This is a genomic window from Paenibacillus macerans (assembly GCF_900454495.1).
In the GTDB taxonomy this organism is placed as follows: domain Bacteria; phylum Bacillota; class Bacilli; order Paenibacillales; family Paenibacillaceae; genus Fontibacillus; species Fontibacillus macerans.
In genome coordinates this window covers 3,243,391-3,268,487 of sequence record NZ_UGSI01000001.1, presented here as the reverse complement: position 1 = coordinate 3,268,487, position 25,097 = coordinate 3,243,391, and the positions used below count along the sequence as shown (strand labels likewise).

Below are 25,097 nucleotides of genomic sequence, written 5' to 3'. Positions count from 1 at the left end.
ACAGTGTGCGGAGGTACGCCTTACGGCTCAAGCCCCCACACGAGAGTGCCGTTGAGATAGAGCGGAACGCGCTCCCACTCGGTATAGGATGTTTTCGTCGCATCGTAGGAGAAGTCATCCGTTTCGCTGTAGTTGGACCAGTCCGTCTTGTTGAAGCGGACCTGGATTTCGCCGCTGTCCGCGCCGGGCGCAAGGGTTCCCGCGCCGGGGCCGAAGGAAACTTCCAGATAGTAGTCCGCGCCCTCAGCGCTTTCGTTCAGCTTCACAAAGGTGCCCCTCACGTTCCCGCTGCCGACTACCGCGTAGTCGCAGTGGAACTCCTGCGGTTTGTCTCCGTCAATCGTAAAGTAATAACGGAACTTCACATCGCTGAGGTTGACGGTTTCCTTTCCATTGTTGACGATCTTAAATTGCGCCCGGATATGATTGTCGTTCGGATTCGAGTCGTTCGTTTGGTACTTCAGTTTCAGATCGCCTTCCACCGGTTTTGGCTTTTCCGTCGGGGTAGCGCTGACTTCGGCGGAATCCGGGCTCACGCCGATATCGTTAGCCGCGTTGACGACATAATAATACGTTTGATCGTTGACGACATTTTGATCCAGGTAGACTGCATTCGTAACCGTGGCAATTTCCGTGTAAGGTCCGCCGCTAACTGTTGCGCGCTTCACCGTGTAGCTGTTCGCTCCGGCCGGTTTGCTCCAGGACAACGATACTTGGGCGTCGCCCGCTTCGGCCTTCAGTTTTGTCGGCGTTTTCGGGGCGGTCGGTTCGCCCGGACCGCCGCCGCCGTTGATCAAGCGGTCGTATTCGGCATAAGCCGTGGCCATGTCGACTTGCGACCAGAAGCGGTGGTAAGTGAATTCCGGCGCGCCGTTTTCCCATTTTCCGGTTTGCGCATTCCAGGACGTATTGTATTTATCCTCAAGGTATTTCCAATCGGGATCGTTTTTGATCTCCGGAAGAAGATCGTAATAACTGATATATACGCCGTTGCCGCCTTTGGACGGGTCGGACGGAACCGAATTCGTCCCCGGGATCGTGTTGCCTTGCCCGTATTTGCCGCTCCAGCCCGCCGGGAAGTAGATTTCCTTCGTGAAGTAACGGTAATAATCTTTACGCGGCTCCGGCTTCGTAATGCCGACGCCGTCATTATAGTTCCAAGAAGCATCCAGCAAGTTTTTGGCCAATTTTTCGGCTTGTTCGCCAAGCTCGGTGTATTTGCCGTTTTCAGCCTTCGTACCGGCTGCGTAGAAAGTCAAAGCTTTAACGTAGCTGCCGATTACGCCGAAGTCCTGGCCAGGGTCTTTCGTTACAACGTGCAGGTTTGGATTGCCGGCGTGATTGTCGAACCCGTTCCAGGTTTCCGGTTGGCCTTGCCATTCCAGATTGCCTGGAATCCAGAGTTCGCCCGGCGCTTCGACGGTAGCGATTTGCGGATCCTGTCCGCCGAGCACCCGTTTTCCTTGCTCATCGAGATAATACCCGTCCGCGTCGGAAGCCGGACGGCTGTCCACAAACACGTAATCCATCGACCAATCGATCCATTTATCGAGGACTTGTTTGGCCATTTGGAAGTTTTCCGACGAAGTGTCTCCGTTCGAGGCGAGAATATAATACAATTCCGCGATCCGTTCCACCGGCCATGCCTGCATGCCGAACCAGTTGTTGGACGGCGGGTCGTGGTAGACGGGCGCGCCGTCGTAAGCCATTCCGTAGAACGTGCTCGTTCCGGCCGGATACGCTTTGTAGGCGCCGTCCCAGCTGTTCGTCGCGCCGCCGGCGATCGCTCCTTCGGCGGATTGCAGCCAGGTGTAGAATTCCAGCTGGCGCTTCAGCGAAGTGTCCCAATCCTGTCCGGCTGTCGGTGATTCGGGGATCAGGCCGCCGTCCGGGTTGGAGAGAGCGTAAGCCGCGACCACGTTTTGATACCCTTGGTGAGCGTGGCTGGCCCCGATCCGCCAAGCCCAGTTGGCGTAGTTCCCGAGACCGCCGCCCCAGGACGTATACCAGGCCATCAGATAATGGCTGGCATTTTTGCCGTTGCCGGGAGTCGGGCTGCCGTCCGCGGCGCTGCCGATTTCCTGGAAGTATTTATCGTACATGCCGTAGCGGAGATAGTCGCCCATTTTTCTGGCTTTGTCCAAATACTCTTCGTTGTCGTAGCCCAGCTCTTTTGCCCAGTACATGGCCTGAACGGCCCGGGCGTCGGCGTCGGTGGCGTTGGTGTAGCGCCACTGCGCCGCCGGAGCTTGGTTCTCCTTCGTGAACAGGGACATGAAGCCTTCGCCGGCTTTGCCGAACGACTTGTCATCCTGCGAAGGATGGGGAATCGCTTCCCACACCGATTCCTGCTCGCCGCGTTGGAAGGTATTCACATAGGCCGCCGTATGGTTTGGATTCAGCAGATTTCCGAAGCCGTACCAGTTGTCTACGTCGAGCAGCCAGTGCATCAGGTAAGTCTGGTTGTTCCCGTAAGTTTTCTTCAGCTCGGCGTCCAACGGGTCTTTACCGCCTGCGTATTGGCCGGTGAGATCCGAAGGATAACGGTCGGGCTGCGGATATTCCGCCGCATAGGTAGCCGGGCTGTTCGGGTTGTAATAGTTCATCGTCGGCTGTTCTTCCTTGCCGTCGCCTTCATTGACCGGGATAATATACTTTTCCATGTTGTCCCAGGCCTCTTCAAGCTTGCTCCAATCTTCCGTGTAGTATCCGTACAGCACTTCGAGCCACATCCAGTAGCTGTAGGCCTCCGAGGTCGTCATATGCCCGTAATTGGGCGCTTCGCTCATCAGCGTTTCCACGGAGTGGTAGGGAATGCCTTCGGCCGAGAAATAACCGTTAGCCGGGTCCTTGATCTGATCGTAAAGCTGCAGGAAGCGGGTTCTTTCCGTGGAAGCGGCCCCGGTTTGAGCGGAGACTGTTGCCGCTGCGTTTTTTGCTGCAGTTTCAGCAGCGGCTTCGGCAGCGGCTCGCCCCGAACCGGAACCGAACAAGCCGGTTCCCACGCTTAGAGATAACACCACGGTCATCAGGATTGAAGCAGGTTTCCTGCATCGATTCCAATGCGTCATCTTTATATCATCCTTTCATGGATATTGGTTTTGGTGACGTTATAAGATTTCCGCAAAATAGCGGGCTTAAGGCTCGACGCCCCAGACGAGCGTTCCGTTCCGGTAAAGCGTCACTTTGTCCCAGTCGGCAAACTGCTGCTGAGATCCGCTGTAGGAATAATCGTCGGATTCGTTATAATTGCTCCAGTCGGTTTTGTTGACGCGGGTTTGGATTTCTCCGCTGTCCGCCCCGGGAGCCAGCTTGCCCGCTCCGGGAGCAAATGAGACCTCCAGGTAGTAATCGCTGCCGTCCGCTGCGCTATCCAATTTCACGAACCGGCCGCTTACGTTGCCGCTGCCGATGAAGGCATAGTCGCAGTTGAACTGCTGGGACTTGTCCCCGTCGATCGTGTAATAGTAGCGCAGAGTGAGCTCGCTGAGCGGAACGGCCTCATCGCCGGTGTTGACGATGCGGAAGTGCGGCCGCAGCTGGTTGTCTCCGGCATTTGTGTCATTATTGCGGTATTGAACCTTCAAATCCCCTTCCGCCGGCGTCTGCGCTTCGCGCGGCTTGGCGCTGACCTGGGCTGAAGGGAGGCTCTCTCCGGCGGCGTTTGTCGCGGTGATGACGTAATAATAGGTCGTATCGTTGATCACCGCGGAATCGGTATACGCGGCCGCGGTCACCGTTCCTACCGTCTCGTAAGGACCGCCGCTGGCCAGCGATCTTTTCACCGAATACGCTTCGGCGCCGTTTACGGCGTTCCAGGACAATTGGACGAAACCGTCGCCCGGAACGGCGCGAACATTGCGCGGGGCGGCCGGTGCCGTCGGTTCTCCCGGATTTCCGCCTCCGGCGGGCAGTTCGCCGAACACGTGGCGGCCGGCGTCAAACACGGGAATGTACGGCGTCTTGACCGGAGAAGCTGCGCCCGTCGCGATTCCCTGGAACGAGAAGTCATTGGCATTGTCCCAAAAATTCGTATTCTCCGGCGCGGCGATGCGGAACTGCACTTCCTTCCGGAAATCCGACTGGCCGCCGGGGTAAATGCGGGTTCCCGAGAAGTCGACCGTCGTGTAGTAAATATGATTGTTCTCGTCATACGGCTGAAGCTGGGATACCGTCGCTCCCTGATTGTAGCCTCCCACCGTAACCTTGATGTCCTCCGGACCGTATCCGGCCTCGATGGCTTCGCTGAGGTCGACGTAGTAGCGGAAGGATATGTCCTCGCTGGCGCGTGCCGGCCAGGCCGAGCGGTTGTTCAGCAGCGCGCGGATTTCCACGAAGTTGCTGCCGCTGACATTAACCGCAGCCTCGACGAACATTTCGTCCTCGCGCTCTTCCGGAGCGGGAAAGGAGGGAAGCGGCTGCTGACCTTGGCCGTGAAGGATCATCATTTTCGCCAAAGCGCCGGTGAAGCCTGCGTTATAATCGGTCGCCACTTCATTGGAGACATAATCGTTGACCGAATCCTTGTAGGTATCGTCTTTGTTAGGTCCCCCGACGAGTGCGCCGTATAGAGTATGGCGATGGTTCTCCGGCACGCTCAGATTGTCGGCCCAGGAGCCGTGGGCAGTGCGGTGATGCGGATGCTCCGGCGGATTGTTGCCGTAACCGACGACATAGCTGCTTTGGCGCGGATTGTCGCCAAGCATGTAAAGAATTTGCCGTTCGGCGAATGAACGCGCGTTTATTTTCTTCGCGGGATCGCTCACCCAGTCGGAGTAAACAAAGGCGAGAAAAGCCTGGTTAGCCGAATAACGCAGGGCTCCCCATTGATCGAGATGGGCCAGTCCCCCCGGTGTATACGCGACGCGTTCACCGGTTTCCGCAACGCCGGTCGTCCAGAATTCCATGTTCTTTTCCGTAGAGCGGACGAACTTGGGATCGCCGGTGATCCGGGCCAGCAGCAGCTGCGCGCCGTAATGCTTGTCGTCCCAGCCTTGCGTCCATTTATAATCCCAATCGCCCTGCTGGTTGGTGCCCCATTCCTTGCTGGCGGCGATCGCCTTATCGAGATACGTTTGATCATCGGTGGCCAAATACAGCCACACCGCGCCCCAGCTCAGTTCGTCGGCGTATCCGCTCCAGGAATTGTAGAACTCCTTGACACCGGTAATGCTGTCGGAATATTTGCCCCGGTACCGGTCGGCGAAGTCGTATAACTCCTTGGCGTGACGAAGCAGCTTGTCCGCGTAAGCCGGGTCGCTGTCCCGAAAAACAATCGAACTTGCGGCGAGCGCCGCGGCCGTTTCCCCGGCCAGATCGGAGCCGGGATGAGCGGCGTCGATTTTGTAGGCGGGCCGCGCCATCGGCATAACCTCCGCCGGTCCCCACCATTTATGGTCCGCGTTGCCGTCCCCTACCTGGCCCCACAGTTCGTTCGGGGCCGTGTGGGCTTTCATGAAATAATCCGTCGCCCAGCGGATATTATCCAAAATTTCATCAAGCTGCCCGGACTGTTCGTATCCTTCCCGGTACTCATAAACCGACCAGGCAAGCATAGTTGCGGTAGAGGCCATGGGAAACCCGAATTTGACATGGTCTCCGGCATCGTACCATCCTCCCGTCAGGTCGTGGCCGACGTCCGCACCGTCCTGAAGCCCAGAATCGCCGCGCCACTCCACGCGGTTGTTTTCCGGGAGCTTGCCCGACCGCTGGGCTTCATAGAAATACATCGATTTTTGCAGCGCTTCGGCGTAGTTATAATCCGATGCCGCCGCGTTTGCTGCAGGAGAGAAAGCGCCCCATCCCGAATAACCCGTAAGCGCTATCATGAGGCTAAATGACAGCATACCACCTTTCCTGATCCTTTTGCCCATTTGCTAGATTCCATCCTCCTTCTTAAGAGATTCTACGAGAAAACAAAAGATGCGGCGCTTGCTGGCCGAACAGCCCTCGTTTCTCCTAAAACCCGAAATTATGCCGGCCGGAGTAACGTCTAAACCAATAAAACGATCCGTTCACCTCACTTTCAGTTTCAATATAAGGGGGTGAGTAACAGACTAGCGAGAGGATAAGTTATCCGACCTACCCATAATATACCAAAAGGAGCAATAGAATTCTATAATCGACAACTAATATTTATCAAAAATCTACAAAATATTACTTTGGAACTATCATTTATAAAATTTAAGGCGTTCGAATTTCCGTGCATAGAAGAGGCCGCCCTTAACCTGATCCGGTCAGGGGCAGCCTTTAGGTTGGCGGGCATCTTATGCCCGGGCCGGCTCGATATTTTTGCCGTAGAAGATTTCATCCATTTCCGCAACGAGCCTTTCTGTCATTTCCTTTTGCTCCTCGGGCGTCAGCGTCTCTTTCGTGTAACCGAACAAATAATTGTTTAAATCAAACTGCTTCAGCCTGCATTTCGTATGAAAAATATGCTCCTGATACACGTTGACGTCGATCATTTGATAAAGTTCGATCACTTCATCGGGAATATAATTTTGAATGGAGCTGATATCGTGGTCGATAAACAGCTTCTGGCCGTTGATGTCCCGGGTGAACCCTCTGACCCGGTAATCGATCGTCATGATGTCCGAATCAAACGAATGGATCAGATAGTTGAGCGCCTTCAGGGGAGAAATTTCACCGCAGGTGGAGACGTCGATATCGGCCCGGAAGGTGCTGATGCCTTCGTTCGGATCGTATTCCGGATACGTATGGACGGTGATATGGCTTTTGTCGAGCTGCATGACGACGGACTCGGGAAGCGGGCCGGGAGATTCGGCCAAAGATTCGGTAGGCACCTCTACCACCGGGCCTTCGGAGACGAGCATCGTGACGCTGGCCCCCTGGGGGACATAATCCTGGTTGGCGATGTTCAGAACATGGGCGCCGATGATGTTCGCCACGTTGCCAAGAATGTTCGTCAGACGGTCCGAATTGTACTCGTCGTCGATATAGGCGATATACGCTTCGCGCTCTTCCTTCGTCCGGGTGTAACAAATATCGTACATATTAAAGCTTAACGTCTTGGTCAGATTGTTGAACCCATGCAGTTGAACGCGCTGCTGCGGCGTCAGCTTCATCAGGCAATCCCCTCCAGTATAGGTTTACCCTAATTTTTATTCCCAATCTGGCGGGAAAAAAACGCGAGCACCCGGGGTTTTTATGCTCCTCGGGTACTCGCGTTCGGCATGTATCAATCACAACATCGATTTGTTCCGATTAGGACACGGTAATCGAACATTACGGTCAGCTCCGGCTGCCGGGTGACGCGGGCCGCCTGGTCCGCCGGCAGATTCCAAAGCAAGGGGGTCATCGCCACCAAATGCCGGATCTCGTCATGCCGCAGCGTGACGGGATATTGAATCCGCCGGGAAAGGACGAGCTCAAAATGCTCGGCAAACCGTTCGACGGTGCGGGCATTCGAGTACGATTTTTTCGCGCTGTCTCCGTAAAACCGTGCGCGCAAAGGCTGCAAATACTCCGTTTCGGGAACGACCTTGATCAGCAGCCCGCCGGGCGCAAGCAGACGTTTAAACTCCGCGTAATTGGAAGGCGACAGCAGGTTGAGAATGCCGTGCATTCCCCCGTCCGCAAAGGGGTTTTGGGCCAAGTCGGAAACGCACCATAGGATATCGTGACGCTCCTTACGGCCGTTTTGGACGTCTGCTGCGGCATGTTTGGCTGCCAGGCGGATGCCTTCCTTGGAAATGTCGATGCCGATTCCCAGGGGAGCGCCCAGCGGTCCGGTCCCTAGCTTGTGCAAAATAGCGGACAGATGGGAGCCTTCGCCGCAGCCCGCATCCATGATTACAGGTTTATCGGGAGCCAAGGCGGGCAGCCGGTTGGCGATTTCGCCGCAAAGGGCGGAGATCAGCGGTTCGAAATAACCGCGCTCATGCAGAAGCCGGCGCGCTTCAAACAGCCGCCCGTCGTATTTAGTCGTTTTGGCGGCGCGCGGCAGCAGATGTACGTACCCCGGCTTGGCCAAATCAAAGCAATGCCCCTGCGGGCAGATCAGGCTTTTTAAATGGTCAACGGCCATGCGGCCGGAACAGATCGGGCAAATAAACAGATGCGCATATTCGGCAAAAAGGGATTGCCATGCAGTAATTTTTCCATTGGCGGACATAGAAGCACCCCATTCTCATTCGTATTTACGTGAATGAAAAAAGGCACAGATAAATAAACCCGGCAGCTACAATTCAAAAAAAGCCGAGTTTACGCCATCCGTACCTTTCATTAACGTAAGCGAATGTAATGGATCATGATTCAAAAGTCACTCCAATGCGAATGTGATCCTTACTATTATACCTTTCCGCAGACGTGTCATTCAACATCTATTGTGCCTCTGTCTCCACCGTGTAACTGAAGGAATGCCACACTCCGAAATTGTCTTTGACCGTGATTCCCCGCCGTCCTCCCATGGCGGCATCCAGGTAGTAGGGATAGCTTCTGCCTCCGGTGTAATGGCCGCGGTAGGAGCCGGCGAACGTGACGGGAACGGCCTCGAACCGGATTTCGCGAGGCGTTACGCTAAGCGCGCGGGTCGTTTGCTTGGAAGTGCCGTAGTTGGCTTCCACCGTTTGCTGCACGCTGCTTTCGGCCTTCAGCATGTTGATGTCGCTTTGCATCGCGGTGAGCGTCTCGCGAACCCCCGAAATATCGGCCGCTCCTCCGGCCCCGATCGCGGGGATGCAAAGGCGCTGGCCAACCCGCAAGGCCTTCGGATCCGTTCCCGGGTTGGCCTCCAAAATGCTTGAAACGCTGACTCCGTAGGCTTGCGCTATGGCGTATAGCGTATCTCCGGGCTCAATGATTTTTGAGAAATGATTGGGCGGGCAGGATGGGATGCAGATCACCTGGCCGATCTGGAGATTGTTCGGGTCGACTCCCGGATTGGCCGCGAGGATACGGGACACGCTCGATTCCAGCCGGAAGGCGATGTAATTCAGCGTATCTCCGGGCTGAACCGTATAAGGGTAGTGCTCTGCGGGGCACTGCCGATAGTAGTAATTAAACAAGGAAACGTTCTCCCTTCTATGAACGGTTTTCCTATACACTATGCGGATGCTGGGCGTCTGTTACCCTCATCCTTCCCGATGCTGAAAAGCCGACTTTTTGAACATTCATTTATAGGTGAATCCGCGGTTTGGTGTATATTGGTTTTATGGCTTATGGCGGTTGCCCAAATCAAACTCAGGAGGACGGAACATGACGGTTTATATTGCGCTGCTGCGGGGCATTAACGTCGGCGGCAAAAACATGATCAGGATGGCGGATTTGAAACGTTCTTTAACGGACAATGGTTTAAAAGAGGTGCAAACCTATATTCAAAGCGGAAATGTGCTGTTCGTATCGGATGAGGAGGAGGAAGCGCTGCGCGTGCGGATCGAACAGATTATCCGCCAGGACTTCGGCTTGGACGTCCCCGTCGTTTTAAGAACGTCGGCGGAACTGCGAGGCGCAGCGGCAGGCTGCCCGTTTACGGCGGAGGAAATATCCGCGGCGGAAGCGGCTTCCGCGGGAGAATGCTTGTACGCGGCGTTCTTGCAAGGCGAGCCTTCGGCGGAGGCGCTGGAGCGATTTGCCGTTTACGCGAACGACAAGGAGCAGTTCCGCGCGGCCGGCCGTGAGGTTTATCTGCTGTTCTCGGACAGCGTCCGCAACTCCAAGCTGGCGGCGAATCTGCAGAAGCTGGACGAATCCGCCACCGTTCGCAACTGGAAGACGGTAAACAAGCTTGTGTCTTTGGCCGAAGGCTTGGAGAAGCAGCAGTAGAAGTCAGTACTGGTTTGTCGGGTCCGGTTCTTGGTCCGGCGGCCAGCTAAAGGCACTTCTAGGTGCCTATGTTACCGCAAAGTGCGTACTGTTAATTTCACGAGCTATGAGTGCATAATAACATATTGGATCAGAAATTATCAGGAGAGTTACGGAGGGATGGGTTATGGATTTGCAACTTCAGGGGAAAACGGCGCTCGTTACCGGGTCCACGGCCGGCATCGGCAAAGCGATCGCCGCTTCGCTGGCGGCGGAAGGCGCGGCCGTGCTTGTAAATGGCCGAAGCGTTGAGAAAGTAAATCAAGCCATCGCGGAGATTCAAGCGCGGTATCCTGCGGCGGTGCTGAGACCGGCGGCTGCCGATTTAGGCACGGAGGATGGGTGCAACAAGGTGATGGACGATTACCCGGAGCTCGACATTTTAATTAACAATCTCGGGATTTTTGAGCCGGCCGAGTATTTCGATATCCCCGACGAGCAATGGTTCAAGTTTTTTGAAGTCAATGTGATGAGCGGCGTCCGGTTGACCCGCGGGTATTTAAAACGGATGCTGGAAAAAGGGACGGGGCGGGTCATCTTCGTCGCCAGCGAAGCCGCGGTGATGCCGTCATTGGAAATGGCGCATTACAGCGCGACAAAAACGATGCAGCTTTCGGTGTCCCGCAGCTTGGCCGAGTTGACGAAAGGGACCGGCGTCACGGTCAATACGGTCATGCCCGGCTCGACGCTGACCGAAGGGGTGGAGAAGATGCTGGACACGCTGTACCCGAATGAGCAGCTGACGATCGAAGAGGCGGAAAAGAAATTCATGGCGGAAAACCGGCCGACTTCGATCATCCAGCGGCTGATCCGTCCGGAGGAAATCGCCCATTTCGTGACTTACTTGAGCAGCCCGCTATCCTCGGCGATCAACGGCGCCGCATTGCGGATCGACGGGGGACTCGTGCGAAGCGTATTCTAAGGTTGAAATTCATGACTCAACTTTCGCTATATGAAATTGGCAAGCAGGGCCATTGATGTAATTGGGGATATCCACCTTCTACCGAAAAAATATAACGTTTTTCATGGGAAGAAGACGGTCGTATAGGATCAAATGCAAAAGTGTTTTCCATTCTTCGTAAATTACCATTTTGGAGCGATTGAAGTGCAAAAGTACATCTCATTTAGGGCTGGATGATAAAAAAGCAGCTTTTGACCGGAAATGAACTGCCTTTTTACATTTGAACCATCGGTTTGGAGGAGTTTCGACAAAAATCGCCTGCACTTTTGCATTTCGCGGGATTTGCTCCACCTGCTTTTAAGTTGGTTTTCGTTTTGCGAAAGTTGAGTTACAAATTCGGAAGCTGCCAATCGATTTCGGGAAGTCCCTTGGCGCGCAGAAACTGATTTGCCCGCGAAAAAGGCCGGCTGCCCAAAAATCCGCGATGAGCGGACAAGGGGCTGGGGTGCGGCGTCCGGATCTGGTGATGGTTATTGTTGCTGATGAGCGCCGCTTTTTTCTGGGCATGGCTGCCCCACAGCAGGAACACGACCGGCTCTTCTTTTTGGTTCAACGTCTCGATCACTTTGTCGGTGAAGTTCTCCCAGCCCATATCCTTGTGGGAATTCGGCGTGTCCGCGCGCACGGTCAGCACCGTGTTGAGCAGCAGCACGCCCTGCTTGGCCCATGGAACGAGATAGCCGTTATTGGGGATGGAGCAGCCGAGATCGTCCTGCAGCTCTTTGAAAATATTTTGCAGGGATGGAGGCGGCTTGATTCCCGGTTTCACGGAAAAGCTTAGCCCGTGGGCTTGCCCCGGCCCGTGATACGGGTCCTGACCTAAAATGACGACTTTCGTATCGGCAAAAGAAGTATAATGGAGCGCGTTGAAAATATCGTACATGTCGGGATAAATCGTGCGTGTTCTATATTCGTTCGCCAGAAATTTGCGCAGGTTCAAATAATACGGTTTCGCGAATTCGGCCTCCAGGAAGGGGGCCCAATCATTTTTCAGAATAGTCAAAACATTTGTCACCTCGAGTTTAAATCTAGCGGACCGACGCTGGAAAGAACGCGGCAATCTGCGGATGGATACCCACCTCATAAAAATAGAGGAACTTTATGGCCCTATTTCCCAGAACAGGCCATGTTCATCTTCATTGGCGGAATTTTTTGCCCTTATTTTCCTATGGACGTTGTGAAATGCGGTCATTTCCCTTACGTTTTGAGAAAATAACGCCATAAATTTCCTCTATTTCACTCAACTTGGGGGATATCGCCGAAATAGCGACATTTTTTTCCCTTATGTTTCGTTCCGCAAGAGGAGCCGCCGCCCGCCGCCATACTCACGTTATTCCAGCACCGTTTGCTAGTTTGTTAAGGTTAAATTTCGACAAAGTTTTGTAAAGTTCCTGCTTTGGCGGAGAGAAAGTGTTCAAGTTATCCTGGCCGGGGACATGCTCCGATACGCAAAAAGACCGCGCCCCGGCGAGGCCGAGGCGGCGGTCCATAAGGAGGAACCCGGGAGTCCGGGGTTACAGCGATTTTTTCCAGTCGGCAGCGAACTTTTCCAATCCCTGATCGGTTAATGGGTGTTTGGTCAACTGTTCGATCACGCCGAACGGAATCGTGGCGATATGCGCGCCGGCCAGCGCGACGCGGGTCACATGGTCCGGGTGGCGTACGGAGGCGGCGATGATCTGCGATTCCAGCCCGTGGATGCGGAATACTTCCGCGACTTTCGATACCAGTTGCACGCCGTCTTCGGAAATATCGTCCAGGCGGCCGAGAAACGGCGATACGTACGTGGCGCCCGCGCGTGCGGCGAGCAGCGCCTGGTTGACGGTGAAGATGAGCGTCACGTTGGTTTTTACGCCTTTTTGGGAAAGATAACGGCAGGTTTCCAGCCCGGCGAGCGTCATCGGCAGCTTGATCGTAATCTTGGGATCGTTGTTGTTGATTTTGATCAGCTCGTTGGCCTCGGCGATCATGTCTTCTGCGGTGAGGGCGTCGGGCGTCACTTCGGCGGAGACGGATTCGACTTCGGGTACGGTCTGCAGGATTTCGGCAATCCGGTCCTCGAATTTCACGCCTTCCTTGGCAACGAGGGAAGGATTGGTCGTCACTCCGGACAAAACACCAATTTTGTAAGCTTTTTTGATGTCTTCCACATTCGCTGTGTCGATAAAAAATTTCATCGTCCTTACCTCCAATTTTAGATTTTTTGGCTTTATTTGATCGACAAGGCTTCCCGAACGCCGTTTGCGGCGGATGAAGCTGCGGCGCCGGCGTCGGCCTCCTCGTCGAACCACCAACGATACCCGTCTTTCGCGAGCAATTCGTTCGCTGCCTCCGGACCGAAGGAGCCGGCCGGGTAATCGTGAAGGGGAACCCGGTCAGCCGCAAAAGCGTCCAGAATCGGCTGAACCCATTTCCAGGACAGCTCTACTTCGTCCCAATGCGCAAAATAAGTGGAATCCCCGCGCAAAGCGTCGAAAATCAAGTTTTCGTATGCTTCGGGAACCGCGTTGCCGGTTTGTTCCGACCCGATCAGCACCGGGGTAAGATCCTGTTTATGGGAAACTCCCCCCGAATTCAATTGCAGGTAAATGCCTTCATTCGGGCTGATTTCAAACACCAGGAGATTGGGGGCCTGCCCGCCTTTTTTCGCGGCGGCCTGCTTGATCGGCTCTTTGAATTCGATCACGATCCGCGTCGATTTCTCCTTCATGCGTTTCCCGGTCCGGATGTAGAACGGGATTCCCCGCCAAAAGGCATCGTCGATCTGCAGCTTGGCGGCGATAAATGTGTCGTTGCGGGAGTCCTTGGCGATGCCGGGCTCGGATGTATAGCCGGCGACGGGTTTGCCTTGAATGACTCCATTAGTATATTGCCCGCGAACCACGTTTACTCCCACATTTTCAACCGATAACGGTTCAAGCGATTCCATCACCAGCTTTTTGTTTTGACGGACCTGCTCCATGCTGTTGCTGCTCGGCAGATGGCTGGCCAGCATCATCAGGAGCTGGAGCATATGGTTTTGGAACATATCCCTGACGGCGCCGGATTTATCGTAATAACCGGCCCGCTCCTCAACGCCGACCGTCTCGCTGGCCGTAATTTGCACATTGGCGATGTAACGGTTGTTCCAGGCCGCTTGCAGCACCGGATTCGTCTGCTGCAGCACCTCCAGCTTCTGAACCATCCGTTTGCCGAGATAGTGGTCGATCCGGTAAATTTCCTCTTCGGTAAAAGCTTTGCCGAGCTGCGCGTTAAATTGGCGGGCGGATTCCAAATCGCGTCCAAACGGCTTTTCGATGATCAGCCGCTTCCAGCCTTTGGAAGAGCCGAGCCCGCTTTCCTGAATGTTGGTGCTGATCGTTTCGAACAGCTCGGGCGCCACCGACAAATAGAACATCCGGTTCGGGGCAGCCCCCAAGGCTTGCTCCCGCTGCTCGATCAACCGCAGCAAAGTTTGGTAATCCTCTTTACGATCCACGTCGAGCACTTGGTAGCGGAACATGCTCAGAAAACGGGCCAAGGCTCCGGAATCATCGGCATCCCGTCTGGAAAAGCTGCGCAGAGATTGTTCGATGTTCGCCCGGAAGGTGTCATCGGACCACTCTCTTCGGCCAAGGCCAATCAGGGAAAAAACCTGCGGCAGCTTGCCGTCGAGATATAAATTAAACAGGGCCGGATAAATTTTCCGTTTGGCCAAATCTCCTGTCGCCCCAAACAAAACAAATGTGCTGGCTTCCATACGTTTCTCTCCTCTCGCATAGCTTCTCTATGGTCATATTAGATGAACGGAAGACGGGATCAAATAACCCTATCTCCTATCTGTAAGCTATGGTATCTTTTTTCATAATCCACTATAATACGAATAGACTTCATATATGTAATTAATATATTTGACAGGAGATATAGATCACGTCTATGAGCATAAATTATGAATTATACAAAGTGTTTTATTGGGCCGCTAAGACAGGCAGCCTGACGCAAGCCGCCAACGCCCTGTACCTCACTCAGCCGAGCGTAAGCCACGCGATCAAACAGCTGGAGGAAAGCTTCGGGCTGACTTTGTTTTACCGGAATTCCAAGGGGGTCTCGCTAACCCAGGAGGGGGCCGTCCTTTATTCCTATATCGAACAGTCGCATATTTTAATGACGACAGCCGAGCAGAAAATGGCCGAGCTGAAAAACCTCGACAGCGGCGAGCTGCGGATCGGCGGCAGCGATTCGCTGTTCAAGCATTATTTGCTGCCCTTCGTGGAGGCGTTCCACGTTCGGTATCCGGGGATCGGCATTCATCTGCTGCACGGGACGACACCGGAGATTATGACGTTTCTGAAAGAGGGGAAAATCGATTTGGGCGTCGCCCGGATGCCGATTGTGGACGCGCAGATTGAGGTTCGCCAGGGGATCGAGCTGCAGGATTGCTTTGTGGCGGGCTGCCGTTTTTATGAGGAGCTTAGGGACAAGGTGCTGACGCTGGAGGAACTGATGAAATATCCGCTGATTCTGTTCTCGCGCAACAGCCGGGCGCGGATGGCCATTACGGAGCTGTTTCAGGACTTCGGCTTTGAGCTGAAGCCCGAAATCGAGGTCGGCAGCGTGGGGCTGCTGATCGAGATGGCGCGCAGGGGGCTGGGGATTTCTTACGTGGCGCGGGAATTCGTGTCCAAAGAGCTGGAGGAGGGCTCCCTGTTCGAAATTAGGCTGGACGTCAAACTGCCGCCGTCCCAGGTCGGCATCATGAACATGCGGAATATGCCGCTTTCGCAAGCGGCCCGCCGGTTTATCGAGAGTTTTAAATAGGGGGACCGCGAAAAACTAGCTTTGAAGTGCCGTTAACACGTTTCATTAAGGGCCTTATAGGAGTTAATCATAAATAATTGCATTTCTTACACTTGGCATAGAGCGCTTGATCCGCAAGTGGCGATAGTTGTAAAAAGTACAACTAAAAACAAGGGACAGAGGAATAAGCGAAATTTTGCTCCGGTTTAACTGCAGGTTTTGCAATTAAACCGGAAGGAGCAAAAAATAGTCCAAAAATAATTGTATGTTTTGCACTTACCCTAAATTCAGGCATCCGCGTCCAGCATGGCCGGCACATTGATTTCTTTTATGCACGAAGCGTTTGACAGATGAATGACGAATCTGACCAGTTCAACGATATCCTGCAGGGGGATTTGGGCTCCACGGTAAGCCGCCCAGACCGCTTCGACGCCGGCTTCATAAGGCATTTGGGTAGCCAGTTCCCCCGGATTAATGCAGGTTACACCGATGGCGTGCGGCTTAAGATGCTCCCTTAACGCATTAGCTGCGCCGCGCAGACCAAACTTGGATGCGGCAAAAGCGACCTGGGATATATGATTGTTCTCCAGTCCAGCGGTCGAACCGATCAGAACGATTTTGCCCCGGTCCGATTGTTTCAGATTAGGCAGCAGCTTCTGAATGCAGGTGATCGCGGAGGTCAAGTTTACCTGGAGGATGGCGGATATGTGCTGCGGGTCGTCTTTTTCAAAATCATAGTCTGGGCTGAACCCCCGGCTTTCCCAGATCCCGACGTTATAGATGAGCACGTCGATGACCGCGCCCTGAAGCGCTTTGGCGATCATGCTTCCGGCATCCGGCGAAGCGAGGTCGGCTTCAATCCAATGGCGGCGTACGCCATCCTTGAGCTCCAAACTTTGCGGACGGTTGCGGGAAACGATCCACACGGTATCCCCTGCGGCGGGCAAGGCTTTGGCGAACGCGCCGCCCAAGCCTTTGCTGGCTCCGAAAATAATAAAGCTGCGGCCGGTTGCCGGCTTGGCTTCGCCGGAAATCGCCGGTAGGATATCCTCTTTGAGGATCGCAAAGGTCTGATGGTCCCGCCATTCTCCGTTAATTTTTACGTTTTTGCGGGCAAGCCCTTCTTTCTTAAACCCCGCTTTCAACAGCACCTGCATCGATGCGGCATTATGCGGCATCACCCCGGCTTCGATCCGGTGAAGGTCCAACTCCTCAAACGCATATCGGACGATAAGCCTTACGGCTTCCGTCATGTAGCCTTGGCCGTTGTAAGCTTGATCGAGGAAATAGCCGATCCAGCAGCCTTGCAGATTTCCGCGGGCGACCTCGGTTAACATCACTTCGCCGATCACTTCATCCGAGCCCGGGAAAAAAATCAAGAAAAGGTAGGCTTGATCGGCTTCGCTTTGTTCCAAAAATCTGCCGATTCTGTCCGCCTGCCCCTCATAAGTATAAAAAGATCCGTCCTTTTTGCCGCTGAATTGCTGAAAAAACGGCCGGTTTCTTACCTCGAGATCCAGCAGGGACTGGGCGTCTTCCTTGGCGGCTGGTTTCAGTATAATTCGTTTTCCTTGCAACAGCATGTTGCGCCTCCTTTTTGCGAAATCTGCAGCAGGTAACCCATTCAAGGAAGTTCGTTTCATTATAACATCCGGGACTTTATTGCACCACGCTCCTGCAAATACGTTCCTCCGCTAATAAAACCATCAAAGATGGGAGATTTTAAAAAAGAAATTTTGATTCAGGATCAAAAGGAGTGAATCCATCGTGAAAGTAGTGGTAACGGGCGCGGCGGGCAAGATCGGCCGCTGGACCGTAAGAACGTTCCTTGAAGCGGGGCACGACGTAGTCGCTTCGGACCGGAAGCTGCGGGAAGAATCCGCGTCGAAAAATTTTATCCAGGCGGATTTGCGCGATTACGGCCAGGTTATCCAGCTCCTGTTGGGATGCGATGCCGTTGTTCACCTGGGGAACATCCCTACGGACGTAAGAAATACGCCCCAGGCCATATTCGAAAATAACATGATCGTCAATTTCAATATCCTCGAAGCCTGCAAGGATTTGAAAATTCCCAAGCTGGTATGGGCGTCCAGCGAAACGGTGTTAGGGTATCCGTTCGTGCCGGAAGAGCTTAGTTATCTTCCCGTGGATGAAGAGCATCCGACGCTCGTCAAGTCCTCCTATGCGATGGCGAAGGCGCTGACGGAACAGTTGACGGGAATGTTTCACAAACTGACGAACGCCCAGCTCGTATCCCTGCGTTTCGCCAACATGTATGAGCCCGACGAGTATGAGAAGATTCCGATCCTGCACTGGCATGACAAGGAGAAGGATATTCAGAAGAAAAACGCATGGGCTTACTGCGATGTACGGGACGCCGCAACCGCCTGCCTGCTGGCGATAGAGAAGAACGGACTGGGGCATGAGGTGTTCCACATCACGGCCCCGGACACGATTATGCCCGATCCGAGCCGCGATTTGGCCGAAAAGTATTTTCCGAAGGTCCCTCTAAAGAAGGAGATCCAGGGATACGAGACGCTGATGGCTATCGACAAGGCCCGGAAAATACTCGGTTATGAACCCCGTTATTCCTGGCGCTCCATCCTTAATCTGGACGGCTCGACCAAGGCTATGCCCGAGGATCAGCTCGCTTTGTCTCACACGGATATCTAATGTGGAATATCATCAAAACCGCCTGCGAGTTTGCAGACGGTTTTTTTTATTGCCGGAATGCGCCGATAGGGGACAAGCGTTAAAAGCAATAGTTACGCTTGTTTTTGATCACCAATTGACGAGAGAGTTTGCAATAGATTACATGAAACAATTGTTAAACGGCAGGCTTTCGGATGCCCCATATTATTTGAACGCCGAGATCGTGTCTTGCTCCAGTGATCTTTACCCGCTCGAAGTTTACGAAGATATCAAACAACTGTATGAAAGCGGGGAACTCGAGAAGAACTACATAGATTTTTCAATTACCGCTCGAACTTTCAGCCCATTCTCTCACTCTCCGGGTGCTCTCTTCTTCGGATAAATCCTCAACCCTGGTCATAATGCTCCATCTCACCCCAAAAGGATCCCAAATACTTCCGAACCGGTCACCTGAAACAAAGTTTGTAACGGCTTCTCTGACTCGCGCACCTTTTGCCACTGCATGTTCAAATACCTGATCCACGTCAGCAACATAAATGCCCAAGGAATAGCAGGTATTATCCTCACCAGGCGGCAAAACCAGATTAAAGGACGGATTCGCTGCTCCCAACTGCAAAAATCCGTTTCCAAAATCCAATTCCGCATGAGCAACTACTTTATTGCCGTTTTCATCCGAAAATTCAGTAATATCCTTAACCCTTGCGTGAAAAACAGATTTATAGAACTCGATGGCTTCAGAAGGATGATTCACTGCGATAAATGGTGTTATCGCCGTAAATCCGTTAGGTACTCCATTTTTTGTATAGTTTCCGGTTGCTCCAATGTAATTCGTCATGGTTGTTCCTCCTCGTATAATTGATCAAGCATCTATCGAAGCTTTTCGTCATTATAAATCATTTACACTGACAGCTGCTGTCAGTAATACCTTTTGAGACGAATTGACAATCCGTTTACCCGGCAATGATACAGCGTTAATAAATCCCCGTTAAAGTGAAGGTATCGTCAGATGTTGGAGAACCTCGTGTTCGGCCGGGCAGACGGCGGCTCTTAAAGCTTTTCAAAGCAATTGAATATCGGGTAGAGACAAGGAGAAAACCCTCTTTACGTTATCCGCATGGCAAAACGGACCGGATTGGTCCATGGCCTCGCGGGAGCGGAGAAGAAGGGTTTTTTTGTGCTGCCTAAAAAAGCTTGGGACCGCGTCTTCTTTAGCCGGACGACGGACGTGCGCCGCATCTTTCAACCTATTTGAACTCGCACTATTACAGGGAGGGATACGCGAATGTACAAAGCAACAAAGCTGTTGAATATGATTGCCGTTCTGTCGCTCCTGGCCGGACTCGCGGATGTCGGACTGAGGCCCGCGCCGGTTGCGGCGGCGGCGGAACCGGGGAGGGCGGAGATACGGGCCGCTCGAACCCTGACGGCCCCCGCGATCGACGGGAGGCTCTATGAATCGTTCTGGAACGTAAGCGAGCCGCTCACGGTGCATACCGATCCGTCTGCAAGTGAAGACAGCCGGCTTGGCTTGCTGTGGGACGACACCTATTTATACATAGGTGTGCGGATCGAGGATGATACGCCGATTAGCGGAGCGTCCGGGTATTGGTTTGATCAGGACAGCCTGCACCTGTTCTTCGATCCGGCGCTGCACCGGTCGTCGCCATTTGTGCAGGATGATATGCAGATCGGCCTCGTTTACGCGGAGGGCTCAAGCACGCCGGAGTTCCGGTTCGGCGCGGCCTTAAACAATCACGCGGGGAAGGACGAGAAAAAGGTGCTTCGCGCCATCCAGGCCACGCCGGAAGGATGGACCGCGGAGCTTGCCGTGCCGTGGGATATGCTGAATACGGATCCCCGCTTGAGCCGGCAGCTCGGCTTTGAGGTGGGCGTCACCAACCGTTACGATGCCGCTGATACGGCCAAGCAGCGGACAAGCTACTGGAGCGCCTACAATACGATGAGCTTTTGGAATGATACCTCGGGTTATGGGGTGGTGAACCTGGACTACGATGGGCCGGTGTCCGGAGCCGTCGATCCGGTACTGTTTCAAGAAAATTTCGATGATATGCAGGAAGGTACTGTGCCGCCCGGATGGATATCCGATGTTAATGCGGGCAGCCCGGCTTTCCGGGTGGTTCATGAGGCGGCTACCGTCACCGGAGATACTTACAGCATAACGGACGCGGTGTATCAGACGTATCAGAACGGCCGACTGCGTTTTGACGGCAACGGAGCGGGGCTGCAGGCGCGGATTACGGCGCCGGTTCAAAGCGATAATTATACGGTGGAGGCGGATGTCCGAATTGAAAGCGTGCTGAACGGGGCACGCTGGGCGGCCTTGATGTTCCGGGTTCCCGCAAACGGCAAAGCCCCCTATAATCAAATGGCCGTTCGCCAGAACGGCACGTATGAGTTCGCTTACCGCAAGCCCGACAACAACTGGTCCGTCCCGGCAAACGGAACGTGGCGGCCGCTTGAACCGGGCGAGGATTATACGATGAAGGTCCGGGTGTTCGGCAATAACGTCAAGGAATACATCAAGGCCAAGGACGACGAGGACTTTACCCTGTTGATGGACAGGACGCTGGAGAGCGACCTGCTGGAGCGGGGAAAGGTGGGTTTTCAAGCTGACCAGATGACGGTCTCTTTCGACAACCTGAAGGTTACGCGCATCACGGCGAATCGGCTTGACCTGAACCTGCCGGCTGCGGCGGAAGCGCTGACCGGGCCGCTGACGGTGACCGGGACTGTATATTACTCCGACGGCTTGGAAGTGCCTGTGACGGGGAAGGAGCTCAAGCTGTATTCTTCGGATGAGAGCGTGATCAAAATCGTCGATAATCAGCCCGTTCCGTTGAAGGAAGGCGAGGCGATCGTCACCGCGGTGTACCATCAGGCGGAAGCGAGCGTAACCGTCCGGGTGACGCCGTCGCTGACCGGGGCGAAGGTGCTGAAGCTCGCGCACGATACCGGCTACCTGCTGGCGGATGCCGGAACTCCGCTTAAGCTGGCGTCCGTCATGTTCACGGCTGAATCCAGCGATTATTCCACGGCGGAGCTAAGCGGTGACGCTGTGGAATGGTCCGACGAAAGCGGCAGGGCAATCCGTGTAGATGGTGGGGAATTGGCGGCGGAGCATCCCGGCGTATACGAAGTGAAGGTCCGCAAAGACAACGCCGAGCTCAGCCTGATCGTCGTGGCCAAGGCCGCGGAAGACGAAGAATACGTCCTGTATGAAGAGAACTTCGATCGGCTGGCGGAGGGCGCTTTTCCCGAGGCTTGGACCCGCCTTCAGGGAGCATCCCAGGGCAAAGCGGGCGTACGCGGCGGAGCGTTTGAGATGCAGGCATCCGCTTCTCCGGATAACCCGTCCCGGGTGCTGCTGCCTGATTATCTGAAGCTGTTCGGCAACTATACGATCGAGGCGGACATCACGAATACGGCCGCGAATAACAGCGCGCGCTGGAATTCGATCATGTTCCGGATTCAAGGCGGGAACTATCCTTATTATCAGATGGCCGTCCGCAAAGACCCGTCCGCATACAACGGCATCGAATTCGCGGAACGCACGGCGTCGAACCAGTGGAACGTGATGGACCGCGGCTCCTACACGGAGCCGATGCAGGAAGGGGGGGCGCTGCATTATACGGTGAAAGCCTTCGGGAACCGGGTCCAGGAATGGGTGGACGAGCTGATGGTTATCGATTCGGTCAAGGCAACCGCCTATGATAAAGGCGGCATCGGCTTCCAGGCGGACGGCAGCGACATGAGAATCGATAACATCCGGGTGACGCTGCTGGAACAACCGCTGCCCGCTCCGGCGATCAAACCGTTCATCAAGGTGGCGGAGCCGGAAACGCGGATTGCCATGGCGCCGACGATTGTGGCAGATATTGCCCGCTCCGGCGATCTGGCTAAGCTGACGGGGAGCCAATTGCCCGCCACGGCGATATTTCACCTGAACGCGGAGTTGACCGTGACGGAACCGGGCGGCGGCCAAGAAATTGCAAGTCTGGATGAGGCGCTTGCCGCGGCCGGCGCTAAGGTCATTCCGGCCTTTTATGTCACCGAAGAGCTGGCCGTGGACCGGCTGGTTTTTGAGCTGCGCGCCCGCGGGCTGGAGGATGTGTTTATCGTTTCGGATCGGGCGGATCTGGTCAAAAGAGCCCGTGCGGCGTATCCGATGATCCGCGGCATTCTGGATTTCACCGCCATCGCCAATCCTTCCCTGGAGGAACTTCTGGACATCCGCAGGCAGACGGCCGCGAGCCAGGCTCGGATCGTGCTGCTGCCGCAAAGCGCGGTGACCCGCGAGAATGTGTCCTACCTGCAGAAGCTGGCGATCATGGTCTGGAGCAAGGAAGCGCCTGACTCCTCCGGCGGGGTCTTGCCGCTGCATCGCATGATTACGGCCGGGGTCAACGGGATGGTGGCCGCCGAGCCGGGCGAGGCGTATGAAGCGTTGAAGCTGTACGGACGGGATACGACACTGGTGCGGAAAGTCTATATGATCGGGCACCGCGGCATGCCTTCCGTATCGCCGGAAAACACGATCGAAAGCAATACGATGGCATTGGACGCCGGAGCCGATTACATTGAAAACGACATGTTCCTGACCAAAGACGGCTACTTGATCATTTCGCACTCTTCCGTGCTGGAAACGACGACGGACGGCTACGGACCGGTAGAGAACTATACGCTGGCCGAGCTTAAGGCGTTTAACGCCAACAAGCCTTATCCGCAGGGTTTTCCGGTGGTCCGGATGCCGACGCTGGACGAACAGCTGGAGCTGGCCCGCGCCAGAGGGCGGATGGTGTATGCCGAGATCAAAACCGAGACGCCGGCGGCGGTGGATGCTTTTGTCAGCACCGTAAAAAAATATAACGCCGAGGATATCGTCAATGTCATGTCCTTTCATCCGGCGCAGTTGGACCGGCTGGCGGTTTTGATGCCGGAAATGAACGCCGGCCTGCTGACCGGCTATATCGCCAGCGAGAACAATGTCGAAGGTTCGCTGCGCGACACGCTCAAAGCGTTATCCAAGCAAAACTGGACTTATAATACCGATTATAACGGGCTGGGTCCGAAATTTATGGAAGCGGCCAAGCACCGCGGGCTTCTGATTTCCCCGTGGACGCTAAATAAGCGCGAGGATATCGTCAAGTATTTTAAAATGGGCGCGTTTGGCATTACGACGGATTATACGTATTATGCTTCCGATTGGGCCGCTTCGCTTGCCGCCCGGGAGCCGGTCATTACCCTGGACAAGGGCGAGAGCAGGACTTTAAGCGCCCAGGTTGAAACGTACAAAGGCGACAAAACGGAGGTCGAGCCCGAAGTCGTGCTGATTGCCGGAGCTGACGCGGTGCAGGCGGACGGGGCGTCGATACAGGCGGTCGGAGCCGGTAAAGCCTACGCGCTGCTGCGCTACTCCGCTGCGATCGACGGCGGCGGCACCTACGACCTGTACTCCGAGCCTGTGGAAATTGCCATTAACGGCGGCGGCGAATCGCCGGGGGGCGGCAATAACGGAGGAGGCAACAATGGAGGAGGCGGTAATGGTGGCAGCAGTGGTGGCGGTTCGCCTGGCAACAGCAGCGGTGGAACGAACAGCGGAAATAGCGGAGCGTCCGGGACCGGCGGTGTTTCGCAGCCAGGCCAAGCTGAGCAGACAGGCGTAGTGGAAGCCACCGGCGGCGCAGTTTCGGCCGCGGAGCTGGAGCAGGCGTTCCGGGACGGCCGGCGGGTTGAGGTCAGATTTACGGGTGAGCGTCTGACGCTGCCACTGTCCGTGCTGTCCGAAGCGGCAGGAACGAGCGGAGCGGAACTGACGGCGGTAAACGCCGATCTGAACGCGGGCTATAGACTGCCGCTGCACCTGCTCGATACCACACAGGCGGCAAAGGCTCTCGGCGTTAACGCGGATGCGCTGGAACTGGTCGTCACCGTTCGCGGGCTGGATAGCGCTGAGGCGGAAGCCGTACGGAACGCCGCCGACCGCGCGGGCGGAACGCTGACCGGGCCAGCCGTGGAGTTCGCCCTTGAGGCGGCGGCCCCTTCGTTCCAATCCGCCGTACCGTTCGCACCCCTTGGCAGCATCAAGTATATTGGCCTTTCGGGGGACGGAAACGGCATGGAAATCACCGGCGCCCGGTACGAAACGGCACAGAAGGCGCTGTCCTTTACGCCGGGCCGGTATGCGGCGGACGCTCCAGAAGTCGTCCTGATCCATGGCGGCAACGGGATTTATACGGCCGTCGCGATGAACAAGGACTTCGCCGACATGAACGGCCACTGGGCCGAAGCCGCCGCCGAGAAGCTGGCGAACCGGCTGCTCTTAAGCGGCACCGGCGGCGGAGCGTTCGAACCTGACCGCGCTGTGACCCGGGCCGAATTCGCGGCGATGCTGGTGCGCGCGTTAGGGCTAAGCGATAGCGAAAGCACGGCAGCTTCGGAGCAGGGCGCGGTGACCCCGGCGCTGTCCGACGTCGGCGCGAACGATTGGTTTGCTCCGTATGTGCGGGCAGCTTCTGCGGCCGGGCTTGTGAGCGGCTATGCCGATGGAACCTTCCGCCCGGACGCTCCCGTAACCCGCGGCGAGCAGGCGGTCATGATGGCCAGGGCCATAAAGCTGGCCGGTTTTGGCGGCGAGGCTGCGGCTGCGGGAGGCTCCGGCGCGCTTGAGCGGTTCCGTGACGCCTCTGAGGTGAAATGGGGACAAGCGGAATGGAGTCTGGTCCTTGAGGCGGGCTTGTTTAATGGCATATCCGGGAATAGGCTGGCGCCTGCGGCTCCGTCGTCGCGCGCGCAGTCGGCGGTCATACTGGACCGTTTCCTTGAAGCGGCCGGCTTTCTGGAATAAGGTTCCCGGACGGGCGTGAAT

The 25,097-nt window shown here is 55.2% G+C and carries 16 protein-coding genes and 1 pseudogene; 6 read left to right on the top strand and 11 right to left on the bottom strand.

The window, feature by feature from the left end; translation table 11 throughout:
* Positions 1-20: 20 nt before the first annotated feature.
* The 5 genes from DYE26_RS14785 to DYE26_RS14765 form a co-directional block, all read right to left on the bottom strand.
* Positions 21-3,071, bottom strand: coding sequence for a glycoside hydrolase family 48 protein (locus DYE26_RS14785; protein ID WP_036624999.1), 3,051 nt, complete (start codon positions 3,069-3,071; stop codon positions 21-23).
* A 66-nt stretch (positions 3,072-3,137) separates the two neighbouring features.
* The gene (locus DYE26_RS14780) at positions 3,138-5,828 is read right to left on the bottom strand and encodes a glycoside hydrolase family 9 protein (RefSeq protein ID WP_326043657.1); all 2,691 of its coding nucleotides are present in this window, start codon (positions 5,826-5,828) and stop codon (positions 3,138-3,140) included.
* 438 nt (positions 5,829-6,266) lie between these two features.
* The gene (gene speD, locus DYE26_RS14775) at positions 6,267-7,085 is read right to left on the bottom strand and encodes an adenosylmethionine decarboxylase (RefSeq protein WP_036624997.1); all 819 of its coding nucleotides are present in this window, start codon (positions 7,083-7,085) and stop codon (positions 6,267-6,269) included.
* 113 nt (positions 7,086-7,198) lie between these two features.
* On the bottom strand, positions 7,199-8,134 hold the full coding sequence (locus DYE26_RS14770; protein WP_051985636.1) for a putative RNA methyltransferase: 936 nt from the start codon (positions 8,132-8,134) through the stop codon (positions 7,199-7,201).
* Positions 8,135-8,342: 208 nt separating this feature from the next.
* Positions 8,343-9,026 (bottom strand): LysM peptidoglycan-binding domain-containing protein, encoded by a 684-nt coding sequence (locus tag DYE26_RS14765; RefSeq protein WP_036624995.1) that lies wholly within the window; start codon positions 9,024-9,026, stop codon positions 8,343-8,345.
* A gap of 190 nt (positions 9,027-9,216) precedes the next feature.
* Between DYE26_RS14765 and DYE26_RS14760 the strand changes: the two genes are divergently transcribed.
* The gene (locus tag DYE26_RS14760) at positions 9,217-9,783 is read left to right on the top strand and encodes a DUF1697 domain-containing protein (protein ID WP_036624992.1); all 567 of its coding nucleotides are present in this window, start codon (positions 9,217-9,219) and stop codon (positions 9,781-9,783) included.
* A 166-nt stretch (positions 9,784-9,949) separates the two neighbouring features.
* Positions 9,950-10,744, top strand: a complete 795-nt coding sequence (locus DYE26_RS14755; RefSeq protein ID WP_036624991.1) for an SDR family NAD(P)-dependent oxidoreductase — start codon at positions 9,950-9,952, stop codon at positions 10,742-10,744.
* 367 nt (positions 10,745-11,111) lie between these two features.
* Here DYE26_RS14755 and DYE26_RS14750 read toward each other — a convergent pair whose 3' ends face one another.
* The 3 genes from DYE26_RS14750 to zwf form a co-directional block, all read right to left on the bottom strand.
* On the bottom strand, positions 11,112-11,786 hold the full coding sequence (locus tag DYE26_RS14750; protein ID WP_036624989.1) for a uracil-DNA glycosylase: 675 nt from the start codon (positions 11,784-11,786) through the stop codon (positions 11,112-11,114).
* A 511-nt stretch (positions 11,787-12,297) separates the two neighbouring features.
* Positions 12,298-12,960: a fructose-6-phosphate aldolase gene (gene fsa / locus DYE26_RS14745; protein WP_036624988.1), complete on the bottom strand. Its 663-nt coding sequence runs from the start codon at positions 12,958-12,960 to the stop codon at positions 12,298-12,300.
* A 32-nt stretch (positions 12,961-12,992) separates the two neighbouring features.
* Positions 12,993-14,522: a glucose-6-phosphate dehydrogenase gene (zwf, locus tag DYE26_RS14740; protein WP_036624987.1), complete on the bottom strand. Its 1,530-nt coding sequence runs from the start codon at positions 14,520-14,522 to the stop codon at positions 12,993-12,995.
* 176 nt (positions 14,523-14,698) lie between these two features.
* Here zwf and DYE26_RS14735 point away from each other — a divergent pair, with 176 nt between their 5' ends.
* Positions 14,699-15,580, top strand: a complete 882-nt coding sequence (locus DYE26_RS14735; RefSeq protein WP_036624986.1) for a LysR family transcriptional regulator — start codon at positions 14,699-14,701, stop codon at positions 15,578-15,580.
* Between the two features lie 266 nt (positions 15,581-15,846).
* Here DYE26_RS14735 and DYE26_RS14730 read toward each other — a convergent pair whose 3' ends face one another.
* Together DYE26_RS14730 and DYE26_RS14725 are read right to left on the bottom strand one after the other, a co-directional pair.
* Entirely contained in the window at positions 15,847-16,620 is a 774-nt protein-coding gene (locus tag DYE26_RS14730; protein WP_371860959.1) for an SDR family NAD(P)-dependent oxidoreductase, read from the bottom strand.
* Positions 16,621-16,644: 24 nt separating this feature from the next.
* Positions 16,645-17,142 (bottom strand): annotated as a pseudogene (locus tag DYE26_RS14725) (GNAT family N-acetyltransferase); the annotation flags it as partial.
* 184 nt (positions 17,143-17,326) lie between these two features.
* Here DYE26_RS14725 and DYE26_RS14720 point away from each other — a divergent pair.
* Both DYE26_RS14720 and DYE26_RS34875 read left to right on the top strand, forming a co-directional pair.
* Positions 17,327-18,232 carry an NAD-dependent epimerase/dehydratase family protein gene (locus tag DYE26_RS14720; RefSeq protein ID WP_036624984.1) on the top strand — a complete coding sequence of 302 codons (906 nt, stop codon included), beginning with the start codon at positions 17,327-17,329 and terminating at the stop codon, positions 18,230-18,232.
* Complete coding sequence (locus DYE26_RS34875; RefSeq protein WP_082207890.1) at positions 18,135-18,593, top strand: DUF1186 domain-containing protein; 459 nt, start codon at positions 18,135-18,137, stop codon at positions 18,591-18,593. Before DYE26_RS14720 ends, DYE26_RS34875 begins: the two co-directional genes overlap by 98 nt.
* Here the strand turns inward: DYE26_RS34875 and DYE26_RS14710 are convergent.
* Positions 18,531-19,046 (bottom strand): VOC family protein, encoded by a 516-nt coding sequence (locus DYE26_RS14710; RefSeq protein ID WP_036624982.1) that lies wholly within the window; start codon positions 19,044-19,046, stop codon positions 18,531-18,533. The genes DYE26_RS34875 and DYE26_RS14710 overlap by 63 nt on opposite strands.
* Positions 19,047-19,493: 447 nt before the next feature.
* Here DYE26_RS14710 and DYE26_RS14705 point away from each other — a divergent pair, with 447 nt between their 5' ends.
* The gene (locus tag DYE26_RS14705; RefSeq protein ID WP_036624981.1) at positions 19,494-25,076 is read left to right on the top strand and encodes a glycerophosphodiester phosphodiesterase family protein; all 5,583 of its coding nucleotides are present in this window, start codon (positions 19,494-19,496) and stop codon (positions 25,074-25,076) included.
* Positions 25,077-25,097: the final 21 nt, after the last annotated feature.